Annotated in this window: 21 protein-coding genes and 1 other RNA gene; 1 reads left to right on the top strand and 21 read right to left on the bottom strand. The window is 65.8% G+C overall.

Translation table 11 applies throughout. The annotated features are described in order from the left end of the window. Positions 1-198 precede the first annotated feature (198 nt). Positions 199-1,254 (top strand): 2-oxoglutarate and iron-dependent oxygenase domain-containing protein, encoded by a 1,056-nt coding sequence (locus P3T39_RS03720; protein WP_280695837.1) that lies wholly within the window; start codon positions 199-201, stop codon positions 1,252-1,254. Between the two features lie 280 nt (positions 1,255-1,534). Here the strand turns inward: P3T39_RS03720 and P3T39_RS03725 are convergent, their stop codons facing one another. The 21 genes from P3T39_RS03725 to P3T39_RS03825 form a co-directional block, all read right to left on the bottom strand. Continuing rightward, positions 1,535-2,179, bottom strand: a complete 645-nt coding sequence (locus tag P3T39_RS03725; protein ID WP_280695838.1) for a DUF402 domain-containing protein — start codon at positions 2,177-2,179, stop codon at positions 1,535-1,537. Positions 2,180-2,258: 79 nt separating this feature from the next. Then, positions 2,259-2,510: a hypothetical protein gene (locus P3T39_RS03730; protein ID WP_280695839.1), complete on the bottom strand. Its 252-nt coding sequence runs from the start codon at positions 2,508-2,510 to the stop codon at positions 2,259-2,261. Next, the gene (locus tag P3T39_RS03735) at positions 2,507-2,680 is read right to left on the bottom strand and encodes a hypothetical protein (RefSeq protein WP_280695840.1); all 174 of its coding nucleotides are present in this window, start codon (positions 2,678-2,680) and stop codon (positions 2,507-2,509) included. Before P3T39_RS03735 ends, P3T39_RS03730 begins: the two co-directional genes overlap by 4 nt. A 109-nt stretch (positions 2,681-2,789) precedes the next feature. Beyond that, positions 2,790-2,990, bottom strand: a complete 201-nt coding sequence (locus tag P3T39_RS03740) for a hypothetical protein (RefSeq protein WP_280695841.1) — start codon at positions 2,988-2,990, stop codon at positions 2,790-2,792. 1,104 nt (positions 2,991-4,094) lie between these two features. Next, entirely contained in the window at positions 4,095-4,487 is a 393-nt protein-coding gene (locus P3T39_RS03745; protein ID WP_280695842.1) for a hypothetical protein, read from the bottom strand. Between the two features lie 123 nt (positions 4,488-4,610). Then, positions 4,611-5,150, bottom strand: a complete 540-nt coding sequence (locus P3T39_RS03750) for a hypothetical protein (RefSeq protein ID WP_280695843.1) — start codon at positions 5,148-5,150, stop codon at positions 4,611-4,613. Positions 5,151-5,167: 17 nt separating this feature from the next. Then, an RNA gene (locus P3T39_RS03755) (hammerhead ribozyme type II) lies at positions 5,168-5,248 on the bottom strand. Between the two features lie 2 nt (positions 5,249-5,250). Further along, the gene (locus tag P3T39_RS03760) at positions 5,251-5,628 is read right to left on the bottom strand and encodes a hypothetical protein (RefSeq protein WP_280695844.1); all 378 of its coding nucleotides are present in this window, start codon (positions 5,626-5,628) and stop codon (positions 5,251-5,253) included. Positions 5,629-5,701: 73 nt separating this feature from the next. Next, the gene (locus tag P3T39_RS03765) at positions 5,702-5,896 is read right to left on the bottom strand and encodes a hypothetical protein (RefSeq protein WP_280695845.1); all 195 of its coding nucleotides are present in this window, start codon (positions 5,894-5,896) and stop codon (positions 5,702-5,704) included. Continuing rightward, positions 5,893-6,084 carry a hypothetical protein gene (locus P3T39_RS03770; RefSeq protein WP_280695846.1) on the bottom strand — a complete coding sequence of 64 codons (192 nt, stop codon included), beginning with the start codon at positions 6,082-6,084 and terminating at the stop codon, positions 5,893-5,895. The genes P3T39_RS03765 and P3T39_RS03770 overlap by 4 nt, the downstream gene beginning before the upstream one ends. Positions 6,085-6,154: 70 nt before the next feature. Beyond that, positions 6,155-6,331, bottom strand: a complete 177-nt coding sequence (locus tag P3T39_RS03775; protein WP_280695847.1) for a hypothetical protein — start codon at positions 6,329-6,331, stop codon at positions 6,155-6,157. 259 nt (positions 6,332-6,590) lie between these two features. Continuing rightward, positions 6,591-7,430, bottom strand: coding sequence for a sigma factor (locus P3T39_RS03780; RefSeq protein ID WP_280695848.1), 840 nt, complete (start codon positions 7,428-7,430; stop codon positions 6,591-6,593). Between the two features lie 430 nt (positions 7,431-7,860). Continuing rightward, positions 7,861-9,708, bottom strand: a complete 1,848-nt coding sequence (locus tag P3T39_RS03785) for a DNA polymerase (protein ID WP_280695849.1) — start codon at positions 9,706-9,708, stop codon at positions 7,861-7,863. Between the two features lie 64 nt (positions 9,709-9,772). Continuing rightward, complete coding sequence (locus P3T39_RS03790; RefSeq protein WP_280695850.1) at positions 9,773-12,199, bottom strand: phage/plasmid primase, P4 family; 2,427 nt, start codon at positions 12,197-12,199, stop codon at positions 9,773-9,775. A gap of 137 nt (positions 12,200-12,336) precedes the next feature. Further along, positions 12,337-12,843, bottom strand: coding sequence for a hypothetical protein (locus P3T39_RS03795; RefSeq protein WP_280695851.1), 507 nt, complete (start codon positions 12,841-12,843; stop codon positions 12,337-12,339). Between the two features lie 364 nt (positions 12,844-13,207). Continuing rightward, on the bottom strand, positions 13,208-13,483 hold the full coding sequence (locus P3T39_RS03800; protein WP_280695852.1) for a hypothetical protein: 276 nt from the start codon (positions 13,481-13,483) through the stop codon (positions 13,208-13,210). Between the two features lies 1 nt (position 13,484). Next, entirely contained in the window at positions 13,485-13,841 is a 357-nt protein-coding gene (locus tag P3T39_RS03805) for a hypothetical protein (RefSeq protein ID WP_280695853.1), read from the bottom strand. Between the two features lie 171 nt (positions 13,842-14,012). Continuing rightward, positions 14,013-14,243, bottom strand: coding sequence for a hypothetical protein (locus tag P3T39_RS03810; RefSeq protein ID WP_280695854.1), 231 nt, complete (start codon positions 14,241-14,243; stop codon positions 14,013-14,015). Positions 14,244-14,292: 49 nt separating this feature from the next. Continuing rightward, complete coding sequence (locus P3T39_RS03815; protein ID WP_280695855.1) at positions 14,293-14,988, bottom strand: hypothetical protein; 696 nt, start codon at positions 14,986-14,988, stop codon at positions 14,293-14,295. A 122-nt stretch (positions 14,989-15,110) separates the two neighbouring features. Next, on the bottom strand, positions 15,111-15,500 hold the full coding sequence (locus P3T39_RS03820) for a hypothetical protein (protein ID WP_280695856.1): 390 nt from the start codon (positions 15,498-15,500) through the stop codon (positions 15,111-15,113). Positions 15,501-15,555: 55 nt separating this feature from the next. Then, positions 15,556-16,302, bottom strand: coding sequence for a CHAP domain-containing protein (locus tag P3T39_RS03825; RefSeq protein WP_280695857.1), 747 nt, complete (start codon positions 16,300-16,302; stop codon positions 15,556-15,558). Positions 16,303-16,305: the final 3 nt, after the last annotated feature.

Consider the following 16,305-nt stretch of genomic DNA (forward strand, 5'->3'; position numbering starts at 1 on the left):
CAGCCGTCGCCACGTGGACCTGCTCCGCGTCACGAGCATGTCCTGTCGACGCTCCAGCTGACCTCATTCCCTCCTCGCCCTTGCGGGCACCACCCGCCCTCGGCACAGCTGCACCGCCCCCACCCATGCGCGCGCGGCAGCCAGCATTCCGGCGACCGCCGGACCCAGCCGGGGCACCGACCTCAGCGGATGTCATCCATGACGCAGCAGTCGCACCCGAACACCCCCAGCACCCTCACCGCCCTCCCCGTGATCGACCTGTCGCTCGCCGACGGCGGCGGCGAGAACCGCGCCCGCCTCCACAGCGCCCTGCGCACGGCCGCCACGGACGTCGGCTTCTTCCAGCTCACCGGCCACGGCATAACCCCGGCCGAGACGGCCTCCCTCACCGACGCCATGCGGGCCTTCTTCGCGCTCCCCGAGGCCGACCGGCTCTCCGTGAGCAACCTCAACTCCCCGCACTTCCGCGGCTACACCCGCACCGGCGACGAGCTCACCGGCGGCAGCCAGGACTGGCGCGACCAGCTGGACATCGGCGCCGAGCTGCCCCCGCACATCCCGGACCCGGGCGAACCGCCCTACTGGTGGCTGGAAGGCCCCAACCAGTGGCCCGAGGTGCTGCCCGAACTGCGCACCGCCGCACTCGGCTGGATCGACCGGCTGGGCACCGTGGCCGAGCGACTGCTGCACGAACTCCTCGCCGCGATCGGCGCCGAGCCGGACTTCTACGACTACGCCTTCGCCGGACACCCGCACCTGCGCCTGAAGCTGGTCCGCTACCCGGGCACCGCACCGGACGGTGCCGGGCAGGGCGTCGGCTCGCACAAGGACTACGGGTTCATCACGCTGCTGCTCCAGGACCAGGTCGGCGGACTCCAGGTGGAGCGCCCGGACGGCTCCTACTTGGAGGTGCCGCCGATGCCCGGCGCCTTCGTGGTCAACCTCGGCGAGCTGCTCGAAGTCGCCACCGACGGCTACCTGAAGGCCACCAGCCACCGCGTGGTCAGCCCGCCCGGGGCCCGCGAGCGGTTCTCCGTGCCGTTCTTCTACAACCCCCGCCTCGACGCCCACATCAAGCCGCTCGACTTCCCGAGCGCCCAGCACGCCCCGGGCGCCACCCAGGACCCGGACAACCCTCTCTTCGCCGAGTACGGCCGGAACGAGTTGAAAGGTTACCTGCGAAGTGTACCCACCCACAAGATGGCCACTGACCTGCAAGGACGCCCGATCGTAGTCATCACTAAGCCCAACTAGGGCTGCACGAAGCCCCGCCCACGTTGCTGTGCGCGGGGCTTCGTCGTGTCCGACAGGGCCCATGACGCACCGAGCACGAAGCCCCACAGGAGTGCCTTCGCGGCCCCCTCAGAGGTCACCACCCACGGCCCAGGGCTGCGGGTGGAACTCACGGCCAGCGCCCCGCCCGGACCCCTGTAGATCACCCCGATTACGTCCGGCTCTCCGTCGGTACGGAGCATGGTTACCGTGGCCTTGTCGCCGTCCCACGCCACGCTCAGCCGGTCCGCCCAGTCGCCAGTCATGCGGACAACCTATCGACCGGCCCGGGGAGTTCGGGCAGGTTCGGCACGGCCCATTCAGCCGGGGGCCGAAATTCGATGTGCGTTCCATCGAACGGGAAAGCCCGCTCCGTCGCGAGCTTGACCAGCCGCTCACCTTCCCCCCGGATTGCGGCAGCCTGTTCGACTGTCCAATAGGCAGGGTGGCCGATCTTGGCAATGAATGACGCTTCGTCCTTCCACTCCCACCCCCCATCCGGTCGGACCGTCAGATCTAGCTCAAGGTCGGTCACGTGGATATCTGCGCCGATTCGGGACCGGTGCTCAAGGTTCACGTACCACCCCGTGAATCGGTGCTCTAGGTCGAACCGCCACCACACGGCGTGGCCCACTCCCCCAACTCCGTGCGGTTGGTAGATCAGCGCGCTATCGGGGAACCAAGTCCCTGGCTTCAACGGGTAGCCACCGGTCGGCCGGTCGGCAGGGTCTATGTCCCGCAGGTGCGCCCCCTTGGGAAGCTCTGCGCGCCACGCTGGCGAGTTACCAGCCACCCAGAGGTAAAGACCCTCTGCGGTCTCCTTAACGACCCGCAGGGGGACCACCACGCTTGTCTGACCGCCAAAGCGGAAATGCCACCTGACAACGGTTCCGGGCTCAAGGTTCATGCCGGGAGCATCCCACGTGAAAGCCCCGCCCATGCGCCACGGGGGCAACGCATGGACGGGGCCGTTCAGGGGCGGACAGCTACTCGCCGTCCCACTTGCCGGGTACCACGGTCACAGCGTCCGTGACGGTCCGCAGAAAGGCCGTGTGGCCCGACTCTGCGGTGTGCGCAGAGACAGCCTTAGTCAGGTCGTCCATGCTCGCCGGAGCGCCGTCGGTGCTCCACATGCACAGCCCCTCACCATCGGTGCACCGGGCGATGCCGACCGGGGCCGTCTCCGGGTTGTGCTTGACGTGGTACGCCCGGAAGCGAAATTGCTGCCTGACGGTCACTCCGCCACCTCCTCAGCGTCCGTGGTGTTGTCGGCCGCCACGTCGTCCCCCAGGGGCTCAGAGACCGGCTCACAGCCCGTGTGCGCGGGCAGGTAGGCCGACCGGGGCGGGTGCCCGTCCCCGTGGCTGTCGAACATGCCGGACTGCGCTCGGTGGGGGTTGTGCGGCACGTTCAGCACCCTTCCGCGCCTTTGGCGCAGCTCGGATCGAAGGATCATGGTTCGGCGTTGCAGGGCCTCAACGCCCGGCAGCTCAGCGGGCGTCAGCTCGGGCCGGAAATCAGCCACTGGTACCCCCGCGCGGGTTGGTGCACTCGTCCCAATCGGCGTGCTGGGCGCGCCACTTGGAGACCATGTTGAGGATCGTCCGGTTCTCCGGGTACTGCGCGGCCACGGCGTCGAAGCCAGCGCAGGACGGGCAGCCGTTCCCCGGCACACCAGGGGGGTTGTTCTCCGTGGCGGTAGTTTCAGGCGACGCCATGACTACGCACCTCCCCCGCATGCGAGGGGCAGCCAGAACACACGTAGCGGTAGCCCTTGGCGCGCCGCTCCGTCTCACCCTTGAGGTAGTCGGCCCGCATGGCGTCCATGTCGGCCTGGCTCGCGCGCTCGCTCTTGGGCCGCCCAACAGAAACGGGCGATCGTTTCGGGTTTCTTTCCTCCGGGGAACCCGCTCGACCGCCCGCAGTGGGCGAGTCAAGCGGCCTTCCCCGTCCCGCAGCTGGCAGCTGCGTACGGTCCGCTTGGGTCATTTGGAGTTTTTCCGCTCTCGTCGCGTGAGTGATCACTCACGGCACCGATTGGGAGACCCAGCGTAGACCCGTTCAAGCCATTGGTCCACGCAGTACGTAAGTTGATCACCCGTCAGGGCGAGAGCGGGCGCTCCGCGCTACCGCCGGTCGTGCGCCCCCTTGCCGAAGTCCTACGCGGCCCCCTGGCGGCCTCTGGCGGCCTCGCCGGACCGAGGGCCCGGGGGTACTGGTCGGCAGGCGTCAGACGGCCGCTCAGGGCCTCGGGACGGGCACGAGCCGCACGGCTTGCCCCCGGTCCGGCCGGTCATCACGGCCCAGCCCCGGATCACTTCGTCCGGCCACGTGTACATGGGCGGCAGGGCAACCATGGGGTCACCTACCGGCGCGTACAGGCCCGTGACCGCGTCGCGCTCGAAGTACAGGCTGCCGAGCGTCCGGCCCGTGTACAGGCCCCGCGCCATGAGCCGTATCTGCGGGTAGTCCACCGGGTCCGCAGCGTTGGCCGAGTCGGCTATCAGCCCCCCGTAGACCAGCAGCAACCGACATATCTCCTGGCCGGTGTATGCGTACTCCTCCACTGGTTTGACCACCTGGCACGGCGACCACTCCCAGTCCCCCACCCCACGCTCACGCGGCACTTCAAGCGCCAGTTGCACCGTTGGGCGCTCGTAGCAGTGCACGGCCTTACCACTCCTCAAACGGTCAGTTATACGTACGACGCGCACGATACGTCATGCAAGTGACAACTTGGACTATTTAGTTTCGCTAACTAAGTAGATTGAGGGCAAAAGAGAAGACCACCGCCCGAATTCGGGCAGTGGTCTTCTTGGGGCTTAGGCTGCGACGTTGGCCAAGAGAGAAGCCAGGAAGCCAGCGCCGGTCTGAACGTGCGCGACGACGGGCGCAGGCTCAACCACGGGTGCGTTCGGGTCGATGTACTTGTGCTCAACGTCCGCCCAGTCGGCCACCAGCGCGTCAGGGTCAACGCTGGTGTAACGGACGGCCGGGAACGGCTTGCGGATGGTGTCGTACTGGTAAATGTCGCGGGAGTGGTTCGGGAATGCCTTCGGCTTGCCCACGCTCGCCCGCCATACGGCAACGCGTGCCTTGACTGCCTTGGTGTGGTCCGCCTCCAGCTTGGCAACGGTCATGCGGCCGGTGCGCTCGGTGCGGATCACGATGCGCTCACCAGACAGGGTGAGGATGGTCTCGCGGAAGTCGTTCACGGCTTGCTCCGTTCGCTGTTTTGGCTGACGTCGAAGACTCTACGCAGTGCGCGCGTTCGCGCACAACCCCTGAAACCAAAAACCACCGCCCGAATTCGGGCGGTGGTCCTGGCTGCGGCCTGCCTAGCTGTTCCGGTCCTCCCGGTCCTTCTCTCGGGCCTCGCGGTCCTCCCGGGCCTCCAGCTCACGCATGACCGGGGCCATTGCAGTGACGACGCAAGCCCGGAGCCAGCGCGCGTCATCCGCCCGGAAGCGGTACACCTTGCAAACTGCACTCTCGGTGTACACGCGGATGTTCAGCCAGCCCTCCCCGTCCTCAATGCTGATCCATGCGTTGTCTACACCACCGGCAGCAATGACTTCCCTGTGCTCCAGCATGCCGCTTCTCCTTGCAATCGAAGGTGCCTTGACAATATCACCACCGAACCGACGGACAAAGCTGTCGGCCGTTACCTGGTCCCATGCACCACGAAGGACACCGTTATCCATGCGGACGACGTAAGGTGACAGTCCCCGATCGGCAGCCGACTTCATGGAGCCAGCCAGCGCGCGGTACTCGTCGCAGTAGCCACCACGACAGTCCGGGCAACTGGTGTGGTCCCGAAAGGCGTGGAACACGTCCAGGGCTTCGGCGTCCGTCTGCGGGTCCATCGTGATGGGCATGGCCGTTCCCTCTCCCCTGTCGCCTGTCTCATCAGTGCCGGGAGGCGATCCCCGGTCAGACGCTCTCCGAGCCGGTTGGCCCGGAGAGCGTTTCGACTTGTCAGCCGTAGATCACGCGGCCGAGCGTGGCCACCTGGGGAACCTGGTCCGCGCTGTCGGCGTCCAGGTCCGCATCATCCACGTTGAAGACCAGGTTCCGCGCCTCACGGACGGTTTCCTTGCCGGGGCCCTGATACTGCGGCCACTCGGTCTTGCCGCTGGCGATCTTACGAGCGGCGCGCATGAGGTCCTTGTGCGTAACAGTGAACTCCAGCACGCCGGGGCCGTCGGGGTTGTCCACCCTCACCACGGCGGACCAGCCCTCGGGCGCATCCTCCCGCATGTCGAACGAAGCGGCGACCCCCCGCCACCAGCTGTAACCGGTGCAGCCCGAGCCGAAGATGGCGTCCCAAGTGTCCTGCTGCGTTGCTGCCTTCATTAGTCTCTCCCTCTCCCTCGGCCGGTCCATCCGGCACTGAGACAACTAAAGCAGTCCGCGCGCCCACGCGCAACTACCTGGAGGGCGTGTTTTCGTACTTCGCGCAGTAGACCATGACTGACGTGGACATACGCCCCTTGGCGTCGAAGTGGTACGCCGTGGCGGTCTCGTAGTCCAGACACTTGGGGCCCGGGTCACACGCGTCTACGCCGATGATGACCAGCAGCATGGCCACGACGGCCAACGCGAAACGGCGGAGTCTGATCACAGGATCTCTCCTAGCTGGCGGTACAGTTCCTGCGCCGCCTTGTAGTTAAGGTGGATGGTGTTGGTTTGGGATGAGCCGTAGTTGTGGTAGGTGCCGGACACCAGGATGGTAGGTCGGCCCTTGGGGTCTTGAGTCGGAGCGGCCCGGCCATCCGTGAAGACCACGCCGTAATGCGTCTCTCGGTCCATATCTCTCCTTCGGTCACAAGAAAGGACCACCGCCCGAATTTGGGCAGTGGTCCTACACCTTGGGGGTGAGTCAGCGGGTGACGTTACCGAGGCTCTGGCCAGCCCGAAGAATGGTCATGATCTCGACACGCGGCCTGCGGACGGTTGCGACGGACTCACCGGCAGCGTTCTGCACGTGAACGTCAATCAGGCAGCTGGAGATCGGGGTAACGGTCACAGTGCTGCCATCGGCGGTGGTGTAGCGCATTGGTCCCCCTATGGGATGAGTGCCCACTCAGCGAGGGTGAGTGCAGACTTGGCGGAGTTGCAAGCGGTGCAGCATCCGACGATGTTGTGTTCCGCGTCGGCCCCACCCTTTGAAATCGGGTGGACGTGGTCCAGAACCTCAACCGGCCCGGTGCAGTAAGCGCATCCGGGCCAGCGAGAGAGTATTGATCTACGCGAGTAATTCGCGGGCGGTGTACGGCGATTGCGGTAGTACAGCGCCATTGTGGTGTGTATGTCTGTCACGCAGTCCCCATGTCGCCGAAGGCACCGACGACGTACAGATTCCGGAAGCGATCCTTGCCCTTGGTGCGCGCCTGCTGGACCTGGTAGGGGGTCAGGCCCATGTCGGCGGCCATGTCGGCATCGTCGGCCCCGATAACGTCGCCGTAGGACTGCACGCCCGAGAAGCCGTAGTCACGCTTGAGGACACCGGCCATGCGGTCCGAGAGCTTGTCGAGCGTTGCGTGAACGGCCTTCTTGGTCTCTGCGCGCTTGTAGTTCTCCACGTCCCGGGAGGTCACCATGTCCCCCGGTATGCCCATCTCGCTGGCGATCAGGTCCCCGAGGCTGCTCCCGTCCTCGCCAACCGGTGCGTCCAGGGAGACGGAGCCACGCCAGGCCAGCCGCGCGGCGTAGGCGGTCTGCGGGGTCATCGCGTACTTACCGCTGATGGTCTTGTCAGCGGCGATGCGCTCGGCTTCGAACTGGTCGCCACCAGCCTTGGTGAGCGCATCTTCGAAGCGGCGGGCGATCTCGTGCGAGACGCCTACGGCAGTCTCCTGGCGACGCTCCCGAGCCATGGCCCGGTCAATGTGACGGTCCATGTAGCCGGAGAACTCAACGGACGTGGTGCCTTCGAAGTTGGCAAGATTGGTCCAGACCGCGACGCGTCCAACCTGCGCGAGGTCTTCGGCAAGCTCGGCGTCGTAGCGGCCATTGATCGTGGCGTGCTGGCCAGCGCGGAAGCTGATGTGAAACTCCGTCGCCGCGATGACTTCCGACACGGCGTCCAGGTCGCTGGCCTTGGCGGCCACGATGGTCTCAAAGGGCAGGTCAGCGATGTTGCGGTAAGCCACCATGGAAATGCTCCCCTTCTTGGTTCCTACCCCCTAAGGGGTGGGAGGAATTCCTGCCCTGGACGGGCTTCCCATGGAGGCCCCCCGCGCATGCCGAACGTACACCCCACCACTGACAGTCACACATGTGACGGCTGTGTGTGTTGCTGCGTCGTCGAACATATGCCTCCCCACTGACAAGTTCAATCTTGTATTTCCCTGACACTTCGTCAGATAACAGGTAGATCAACAGGTGACTTGAAGGCCGAGGCCGGCCTCCGCCTTGAGGTCTAAGGCGTCGGCCGTCCTGCAACCTTCGAAACCATCCGTCTACACACGCGTAGACCGAGCGCGCCCACGCGGAACGCACGCGTCCACTCTTTGCCAACTCTTCACCGCCCGAATTCGGGCGGTGGCCCACCCGCACACGGAGAGTGGTGGACCACCTGCACGGTCAGTAGTCGGCCCCATATAGAGAGCCCCAAGAGCGTCCCCCGATCTCCGCTTCGGCAGCGATGGGGACGCCCATCAGGTCGAACGTCATGCACTTCTCAATCTCACGGGCTAGCTCCTCGGCCTCACCGGCCGGAACTGACGCCAAAACTTCATCGTGAATCGGGAGCCGGAGGTAGGGCAGAAGACCCGACTCCTCCATGTGAAGCATGGCTTGCCCGAGGCAGTCACGCGCTGCACTCTGAACCTGGTAGTTCACCACGGCATACGTGCGGTCTCGGTCGAGCGGGAGCCGTCGGCCAGTGATGGACACGGTGACCATGCCGTCCGCGAACGCCTCGCGCTGCCAGCGGGACGCCGTTCGCTTGATCTCCGGGTACACGCGGTGGTATCGGCCCTGCGCGTACCGAACGTCGTCCTCCGGCGCGCCAGTCTGCCGAGCGATGGTGACCGGTCCGCCACCGTAGACCGTGCCGAAGCCAACGCCCTTACAGATCTTTCGGTGCTTCTTGGTGAAGCCCTCCCCGTAGACCAGCCCCGCCGTGAAGTCGTGAAGGTCGATGCCCCGCGAGATGGCTTCCTTCATGCGCTTCACGTCGGCCAGCGCGGCTAGTACGCGCATCTCCACGGCCGCGAAGTCCGTAGACACCATGACGTGACCCTCGTCGGCCAGCAGGCAGCGCCGGATCATGAAGTCCGATGACGGGAGAGTCTGGAGTGCCGGGCCAGTCACGGACATGCGCCCGGTCCGGGCCTGGAGGGCGTTAATCATCGGGTGGACACGGCCGTTGGCGTCCACGGTGTCCAGGAAGGTGGACGCGTACGCGCTGCGCCACTTGCCCGCGCGCTTGCTTCGAACTACCGCCTCCGCCAGAGGGTTTGGCGTGCGGGAGCCGAGTGGTTCCCACTGCATATTCCGATCGGCCAGTGCCAACAGAACGGCCTTGTCCACCTTCACGGCACCGCTGGCGGTCCGCTCGGTCAGGGTCTCCCCCATGCCTAGCAGCGCCTCGGAGACCTGCCGGGTGGCGTTGATGTTCTCCACGCCGTACCGGGCGGCCACGGCCGCGAACTCCTCGGCCTCCGTACGTAGCGCGTCGTCCAGGGTGCGTGTGTACTCGGGGTCCAGCACCATGCCCGTTCGCTGCATCACAGCGCAGATGCGCGCTATCTCGTGCTCGTACTGCCGGAGCGCGTCACGCACCCCGAGGCGGTCAAGCTCAGACACCAGAATGGGCAGGATGCGCGAGCCGAGAATAACGTCAAGTCCCGCGTAGAGATTGTAGATTGGGTGGTCGAGCGGGATACGGGCCCACCCGGTTGCCTTGGTCAGACCCATGGACCGGAAGACCGCCGTAAGGTCCCCTTGCGTGTCCGGGGCGGACGGGTCGATGTAGTAGCCGGACAGAGGCTTAAGGCCGGTCCCTATGCCGCCCTCCATCGCTTGGCGCGGGTCCACCAGCGCGGCGAGGATCTTCGTGTCTATGGTCTTCGGGGCCAGCTCCTCCAGCGTGATGCCCGCGTGCGTGTCCAGCACCAGCCAGTCAAACGGCGCGTTGTGGATGGTGAACTTGTGCGCGTTGCGAAGCACGGTTAGCGCGGCCTGGCGGAAGTGCCCGCCGCGCTCCCAATGGATAACGTACGCGGTGTCCCGAGTGCCGAACTGGACCGTCCGCAGGCGGTAGCCGGGCGAGAAGATATCCAGGCCCGTGGTCTCGGTGTCGAGCGCCAGCGGACCGGCCATGGCGGAAGCGCGGGCCCATTCAAGGAACACGTCCAGGTCGGTCCGGTCCTCGGGCACGTACACCGTGACCAACTCGCCTGCTACGTGGTGTGTGTATCGCTGCATTGCCTCTCCCTACACAGAGAGGCACCGCCCGAATTCGGGCAGTGCCTCTGTTAGTTGCTGCTACTCAGCTAGTGAAGATCCCCGGGCCAGCGGCAGCCGCAGGACTCTTGCTCGCGTCGCGTACGCCGATCAGTGCAATGCCGTGCATGGTCTTCTTGCGCGTGATCCCGCGCTCCTCCATGGCGTCATAGAAGGTGCGGCGCGTCCATCGCTCCCTAGAGGGCAAGTTCTCTGCCTCGCACCACTCCAGGTACTTGTTGAAAGCGTCAGCCCCACTCATTTGGTTTCCGTCGCAGCGCTCCAGCGTTCCCGGCAGGAAGCCCGCCAGTGCGTCCGAGGTCTCTCGATACTCCTTGCTGGCACTGGTGATGACCTCCGGGTCTCCCAGCCCGTCAGCGCGCCACTGGACGGCCCCACGGACGGCCCACGCGGCGATGCCCTCGGCCTCGGCGAGAAGCTTCCGGTCCAAGCCGTAATCCCGCTCGTTCGGAGCGAAGTACCGCTGAAACGGAATCATCTTGACGCGACGCCACAGCCCCTCATCCTGGCCGCGAAACTTCGGCTTGTGATTGGTAGCCAACATGAGGAGAAACGTCGGCTTGAACTCGAAGAACTCTTGCCGAAGGAAGCGGGCAGCGATCATGTCTTTGCCGGTCACCCGCTTAAGTACCGCCTCGGACATGGGCTTACCTGACTCGCCCTCGGATGCCATGACGAGACGCGAACCGCGCAACGCTGCAACGTCGTTGGGGATGCCGCCGGACGATTTCTCTTCGAAGGTGGCGAACGGGGTTGTCTTGCTCACGTTGCGGAAGACCGCCGTAAGCGTGTCCGTGAGAACGCTCTTGCCGTTGGCACCCTTTCCCCACAGCACAGCGAAACACTGCTCGCTGGTGTGCCCGGTGATTCCGTAGCCGATCAGCCGTTGCATGTACCCCGGGAGGTCCGGGTTCTCAGGGAAGATCTCCCGGAGGAAGCTATCCCAGCGCGGACACTCGGCGTCCTCCCGGAAATTCAGGTCCAGGCAGTACGTCAGCATGTCGCGCTTGTCGTGTGGCCGAAGCTGGCCGGTGCGTAGGTCCACGGTTCCGTTGCGGAAGCTGAGTAGGTCGGGCCGGTCGTCAAAGTCGGACGCGTCCACGTGGACCGTTGGCACGGACCGAAGTTCGGTCATCAGCGCGTCAATGCGCGTGGTCATGGTGAAGCCACGGGCCTTTTGGGTGTCGCCGACCAGGACCAGCGCGGCCCCCATGCGGTGGATCTCCTGCCGGACCTTGACCTCTGAGCGCTCCCAGACAAGGCCGTTCCACACGTAAAAGCCAAGTCCCGGTGCGTACTTGATACGCCCGTCCGCCCACGCGACCAGCGCGTGAGCGTTCATCGCGTCCGACTCGCCATACCGCCCGACCAGACCAGCCAGCACACGAGCGGCCTCGCGCCCCTGCGCGCTGCTGACCACGTCAGCGCCGGTACGGTCGTCCAAGTCGGCGGCCAGTGCGGCGGCCTGCGCTTCGTGCTGCTGCTGGACGGGCCGTGCAGCCTTGACGGCCGCGTGCAGCTTGGCAGGGAAGGCGGCAGGGTCGCGCCTGCGCCAGTCCGTGAGGTCATCACCGGCCGTCGGGATGGCCAGGGTGTACACGTCGATCCCGTGCTCTGCTAGGCCATCAGCCAGACGCCGAGTGAAGCTCTGGCCCGCCGTGTCATTGTCTCCGGCCACGATGACTTGCGACCCCTTGAGGCCAGCGGCCAGCTCGGCCACCAGCTCAGGTGAGCCAGCCAGCGAGGCCCCCCGGACGGCCACGGCGTCGTACCCCACAGAAACCGCTGTGAGCGCATCCCCGGGCCCTTCGGTAACCAGGGTGACCCCGTAGCCACCCTGCCCGCGAAACACGCCGTAGGCACTCCAGCGCTGGCCCTCCGGGTTACGCAGGCCAACCCACCGGCCGGTGCAGTGGCCTGAGAGGTCACGGCCCTGGAGGCCACGCGCCACGCCCTTGAAGTCCCGCAGAGGGACCGTAAGGCGCGGGTACAGGGTGAACGCCCGAGTTAGGTACGCCATGCCCACCGTGCCGGAGTATCCGAGACCCAACTCAGTGGTCAAGTCGGCGTCCAGGCCGAAGCGGTCTTCCAGGTAGGTCCGGGCTTCCTGCGAATCCGGGTCTGAGAAGTCCCACAGAGCGGCGCTGGTCTGGTCCACGTACATGGCCAGCGCGGCCACCGGCCCGGGGCCGACCAGCGCGGGACGCTCCTTCGGCACGGTCAGCCCCTCCCCGGTGGCATCGAACAGCGCAGACCACGTGAGGCCAACGGCCTTGACTACGCTCTCAGTTGAGCAACCGGCACGGCACGTGATCCGGACCTTGTTGTCATCCCCGCGCCAAATACGAAGGGACGGGCGGGAGTCGGCGTGTGCGGGGCACAGCGCCGAGTACCCACCGTCGGACTCCTCACCCACCTGCGCGAATCGACCGAGTACGTCAGCGAACTTCACGGTTTTCTCCTTCTCTCGGTCTCAAAGGGGTGGGAGGAATTCCTACCTCCCAGACAGGAGCGCCAGCACGAGCAACCACGCCATCGAGAGGCCGAACAGGGCCACCACGAAGGCTTCGTTTTCGTCGTTCGGGTGTCTCATGCCAGCACCTTCCGTACGTCGGCCAGAATCCGAGAGAAGAAGTACACGTCACTGGTGAAGTACCAGCGGGACGTGTCGAGCCCGCGCATGGAGAGCTTGAAGCCGTAACGGGCGTACATGTCGGCCGACTTGAGACCGAGCGCCAGCCGTACGCGCGTCCAGGTGCGCACATCGAAGTGGACACTGCCGGAGTGGACACCGTGCCGCCGGAGCTTGACCACCGCCACACCGAAGGGAAAGCCTGCGTTCTTGGCTTCAACTCGGGTCTGGCGAAGCCAAGTTGGAATGGCAGACGACTTGCAGTCCTTACACTCCAGGATGAACGGCACGGCGTGCACGTCGCCCACGTCCTTGACGCCCTCCTGCGCCGGACGGCGGACGTTCAGCGGCGAGAACGGGTCACGCGGCGTCCCGTCCGAGTGTGCCAGCCCTAGATCACGGTTGAGGTAGTCACGGACGGCGGATTCCCACGCCGTCCCCTTAGCCTTGTTGGGGTTAGCCACGGTGCCTACCCTGTTGCTCCCGAAGCCACTCCCCGACGTTGGCCAGAGCCACACCGAGGAAGAATGAACCCATGGACACCAGCGCAAGCAATGCGCCAAACATCAGTCCTCCCAATGGATTTCAGCGCCACGCCACCAAGCGGTGCGCATAGCGTCCCAATACCGATCGAAGTCACGGCGCGTCTCGGCACCGCGCTGGACGTGGAGCACGTCCCCTTGCTTGAGTTTCTGAACGTCCCCGAGGGCCGTGGCCGACGTGGCGGTAATCCGCCCGTGCATGTCTCTCCCTCACCGCCCGAATTCGGGCGCTGGTACAGCAAAGAGGGGCCGGACGCACCGAGTTGGTACGACCGGCCCCGTGGGCTCAGTGTCGGTCCGCCTGCGCGCGGACCAGCCGGACGTGTTCCGCGCTGATCCACTCCGTCCGCAGTGACCGGCGCTTGGTGAACCCGCTCTCCACGCCTGTGGGCTGCACATGCAGCATGGGACGCAGGCGGCCACCCTCCAGAACGGCGGTCACCTTGAGAACCACAGCGTCCGACATGCGCACCCGGTTGCCCTGCCGGACCGAGTAGGCGACCAAGTCACCCGCGTAAAGCTCCTCGCCTGCGTAGTCGGTGACTACTCCCCGCTTGCCCATGTCAGTTGTCCTCTCCGCGCTCGGCCTTGCTCCACACGGTCGTGTACTCCCGGAACGCCACCCGGCTGGTATCGGTCAGCAACTCGGCAGCGTGGCGGGTGGCAGCGCCAAGGGTTACCGAGGTGAACCCGTTGAGGCTGTGCCGGTAGGCGTGCGTGGTCATGGCCGCCGAGCGAACGCCAGCGGCAGCCAGGGCGTCCTTGACGGCCAGGACCAGCTTGCGCGGGCTGTTGGTCGGGCTCCCCTGTACCAGGTTGATCACGGCGGCCAGCGCCTCCGCCTCGGCGGGCGACAGCTCCAGCCGGACAGTGTCCTTCTTGATCGTGATTACTTCGCTGCGCATCTCGGCCTTAGCCAAGGTCCCTCTCCTCTGCGTCGTCGTCCCAACCAAAGCGCCTACGCCGTTCGCGGATTACCTCACGCGCCTGCGAGGCGGGCCACTCCCAGAGCGGCCGTTTGATCTCGTCATCGGGGAGACCCCGGAGCGGACGAATCTCGCTCCGGGGCTCACACTTCGTGCAGCGCTCCATCAGGCACCGAAGTAGGACGCCAGCAGAACGGAGTTGTCGTGGTCCCGGCCGTCGGTCAGTCGCTCCACCCGGGCGTTGCTACCGTCCTTCTTGAAGCCTGCGAACGGCTCATCGGCGGCAGCGCGGGTAACCAGGTTGAGCGCCTGCCGCTTGCCCTTGGCGCGCACGATCAGCGCGTCATACTCGCCAAGGTCGGTAGCGTCAGTGCGGGTGACAAGGTAGAACGCCATGGTGTGAACTCTCCTGTTTGGTTGGTTTGTTGGGGAGGTGCGGGGTGGACTAGAACGGGGCTTCGGCCACGGCGTCGCTGTAGGACTTCAGGACCTTGATCACGGGCTTGAAGTAGTTGACGTTCCGGCCCTTCTTGGTGGTGTACGAGACCTCTTCGATGGTCAGCTCTGCCAGGACTTCGCCGTCAAAGCGGGACAGCGCGGCGTCGTACTCGTGCAGAACCTCGGCCATGGACCAAGAGCCGGTCTGAAAGCGGAACTTGCCGAGTTCGTAGTCATCGGCCAGGCGGAAGGTCACCGAGATGGACGGGGCCGGGCCAACGTAGTCCTTGGCGGCCTGCTTGCGCTCCGCGAACAGGGACGGGCAGCCGCACGGGACGCCCTTCTTCTCGTCGGGGCTCAGGAACTCCACGCCGTCGCAGTGGTGGACCAGCTTGTTGCGGTTCCACAACTTCATGTCCGCGTAGACGGCCTTGGGGCCGTCCAGAACCACCAGGATGGTAGGAGATGTGGTCTCCACGGAGATGAAGTTCTCCTTGTCGGTCTCCAGCTCCTCCACGGTGCCGCCGAAGAGCTGGCGAACGGCGTCCGCAACCTCCGGGTCACCGGTCGAGAACCGCCACTCCGAGAGGGCCAGGGGGACGCCGTCCACCGCCTTGCCGGAGTGGAGGCGACCCACCGCGTCATCCGAGAAGCGGGGCTTCGGCTTGGCGTCGGGGTCGGTGTCGAAGATACGCAGTGCCACGCGCTCACTCCTTCGTGTTTGGGAGGCTTTCCCTCTCTCTGGTTATTAAGGGGTGGGAGCAATTCCCGTGCCCAGAAACGCAGTTGCCCCCGACAGCCGAAGCCATCGGGGGCAACAAGAGGTCAGACCAAGGCAGTTGGCGCGAAGCGCTCGTTCCGGCCCAGCGCCTCGGCCCACGTCCGACCCTGGTCCTGGTCCTCCTGGACCCAAACCAACAGAGTGGTCATGGCCCGACTGACCTGGACCAGCCCACCCGAGCCCAGCGCGTTGGCCGGACGGCCCTCGTACCGGGCCAGCTCCTCCAGCGGGACACCGAGCCGGTTGTAGACCGTTCCAATGAGGCATCCGGCCGTCGGGTTCTCGCCGTCGGCGTCGTAGTGGACGTAGAAGCACATGCCCGGGTCGGCGTCGTCGCGCTGGTGGGTCGGGGCCTCGTAGACCAACTCGGGCCGCTCGGCCACGACTTCGCGCAGGGTTTCGAGAACCTGATCATCCGAGAACTTGTAGGCCACGGCCTCTCCTTCGGTAGTAGCGGTGCTGCTACTACCGAAGGGGTGGGAGGGATTCCTAGGAAACCGGACGCTCCCAAGCGGCGCGCCACGTGGCCGGGCCAACGATGCCGTCAGCGTCCAGCGGCCAGCCGTTCGCGGTGCTGTCGTTCTGGAAGGCAACGGCCACGTCCCGCGATGCGGAACCGAACCAGCCATCCACGGAGATGTGCCAGCCTCGGTCACTCATGCGCTGCTGCCACGCGCGCACATTGTCATCGTGCATCATCGGAGAGCGGAGACGCAGGTACTCCCCCGGGAACGGCGGGGCGGACGGGCCGGACGGAGCGGGGACCGGTGGTGCCGGTGCCGGACTGACCGCGTCTGCGGGGTAGTTCGGGTAGCCGTACCCGAGGATCTGCCAGTTGCGCGGGCGGGTGCGCTCGTAGGCACCATCCCCGTTGCCCTGGCTGCCAGCCTGGCCAGAGGACGTGTTGCCTTCGTACGTGGTGATCTCTGAGTCCGAGATGCCCACGACGATGCCGACATGGTCGGCCACGCCGTCGCCGTTCCACGAGTAGAAGACCAGCGCGCCGGGTATCGGGTCCGAGCCGAAGCGGCCCTGATTCTTAAACCACTCCACGTGGCTCGGGCAGTACTCGAAGCGCCCCACGGCGTCGCCGTTCCCGCTGGCGTCGCCCACATAGCTGACGAACTGGTCACACCAGGGCTCGTTATCGTCGCCGTACCAACGGCCAAACGGGGTCTCGTTGTTGGGGCCCTCCTTGTAAGCGGCGTCAACCCACTTGCGAGCCTCGGTGAGCATGGC

The organism is Kitasatospora sp. GP82 (assembly GCF_029892105.1).
In the GTDB taxonomy this organism is placed as follows: Bacteria; Actinomycetota; Actinomycetes; order Streptomycetales; family Streptomycetaceae; genus Kitasatospora.

What these genes read in the sequence shown, in the direction of transcription:
- P3T39_RS03775 (WP_280695847.1), bottom strand. Translation starts at nt 6,331, where the DNA reads ATGCGCTACACCACCGCCGATGGCAGCACTGTGACCGTTACCCCGATC.
- P3T39_RS03780 (WP_280695848.1), bottom strand. Translation starts at nt 7,430, where the DNA reads ATGGTGGCTTACCGCAACATCGCTGACCTGCCCTTTGAGACCATCGTG.
- P3T39_RS03800 (WP_280695852.1), bottom strand. Translation starts at nt 13,483, where the DNA reads ATGGGCAAGCGGGGAGTAGTCACCGACTACGCAGGCGAGGAGCTTTAC.
- P3T39_RS03785 (WP_280695849.1), bottom strand. Translation starts at nt 9,708, where the DNA reads ATGCAGCGATACACACACCACGTAGCAGGCGAGTTGGTCACGGTGTAC.
- P3T39_RS03720 (WP_280695837.1), top strand. Translation starts at nt 199, where the DNA reads ATGACGCAGCAGTCGCACCCGAACACCCCCAGCACCCTCACCGCCCTC.
- P3T39_RS03825 (WP_280695857.1), bottom strand. Translation starts at nt 16,302, where the DNA reads ATGCTCACCGAGGCTCGCAAGTGGGTTGACGCCGCTTACAAGGAGGGC.
- P3T39_RS03750 (WP_280695843.1), bottom strand. Translation starts at nt 5,150, where the DNA reads ATGCCCATCACGATGGACCCGCAGACGGACGCCGAAGCCCTGGACGTG.
- P3T39_RS03740 (WP_280695841.1), bottom strand. Translation starts at nt 2,990, where the DNA reads ATGGCGTCGCCTGAAACTACCGCCACGGAGAACAACCCCCCTGGTGTG.
- P3T39_RS03810 (WP_280695854.1), bottom strand. Translation starts at nt 14,243, where the DNA reads ATGGCGTTCTACCTTGTCACCCGCACTGACGCTACCGACCTTGGCGAG.
- P3T39_RS03770 (WP_280695846.1), bottom strand. Translation starts at nt 6,084, where the DNA reads ATGGACCGAGAGACGCATTACGGCGTGGTCTTCACGGATGGCCGGGCC.
- P3T39_RS03725 (WP_280695838.1), bottom strand. Translation starts at nt 2,179, where the DNA reads ATGAACCTTGAGCCCGGAACCGTTGTCAGGTGGCATTTCCGCTTTGGC.
- P3T39_RS03760 (WP_280695844.1), bottom strand. Translation starts at nt 5,628, where the DNA reads ATGAAGGCAGCAACGCAGCAGGACACTTGGGACGCCATCTTCGGCTCG.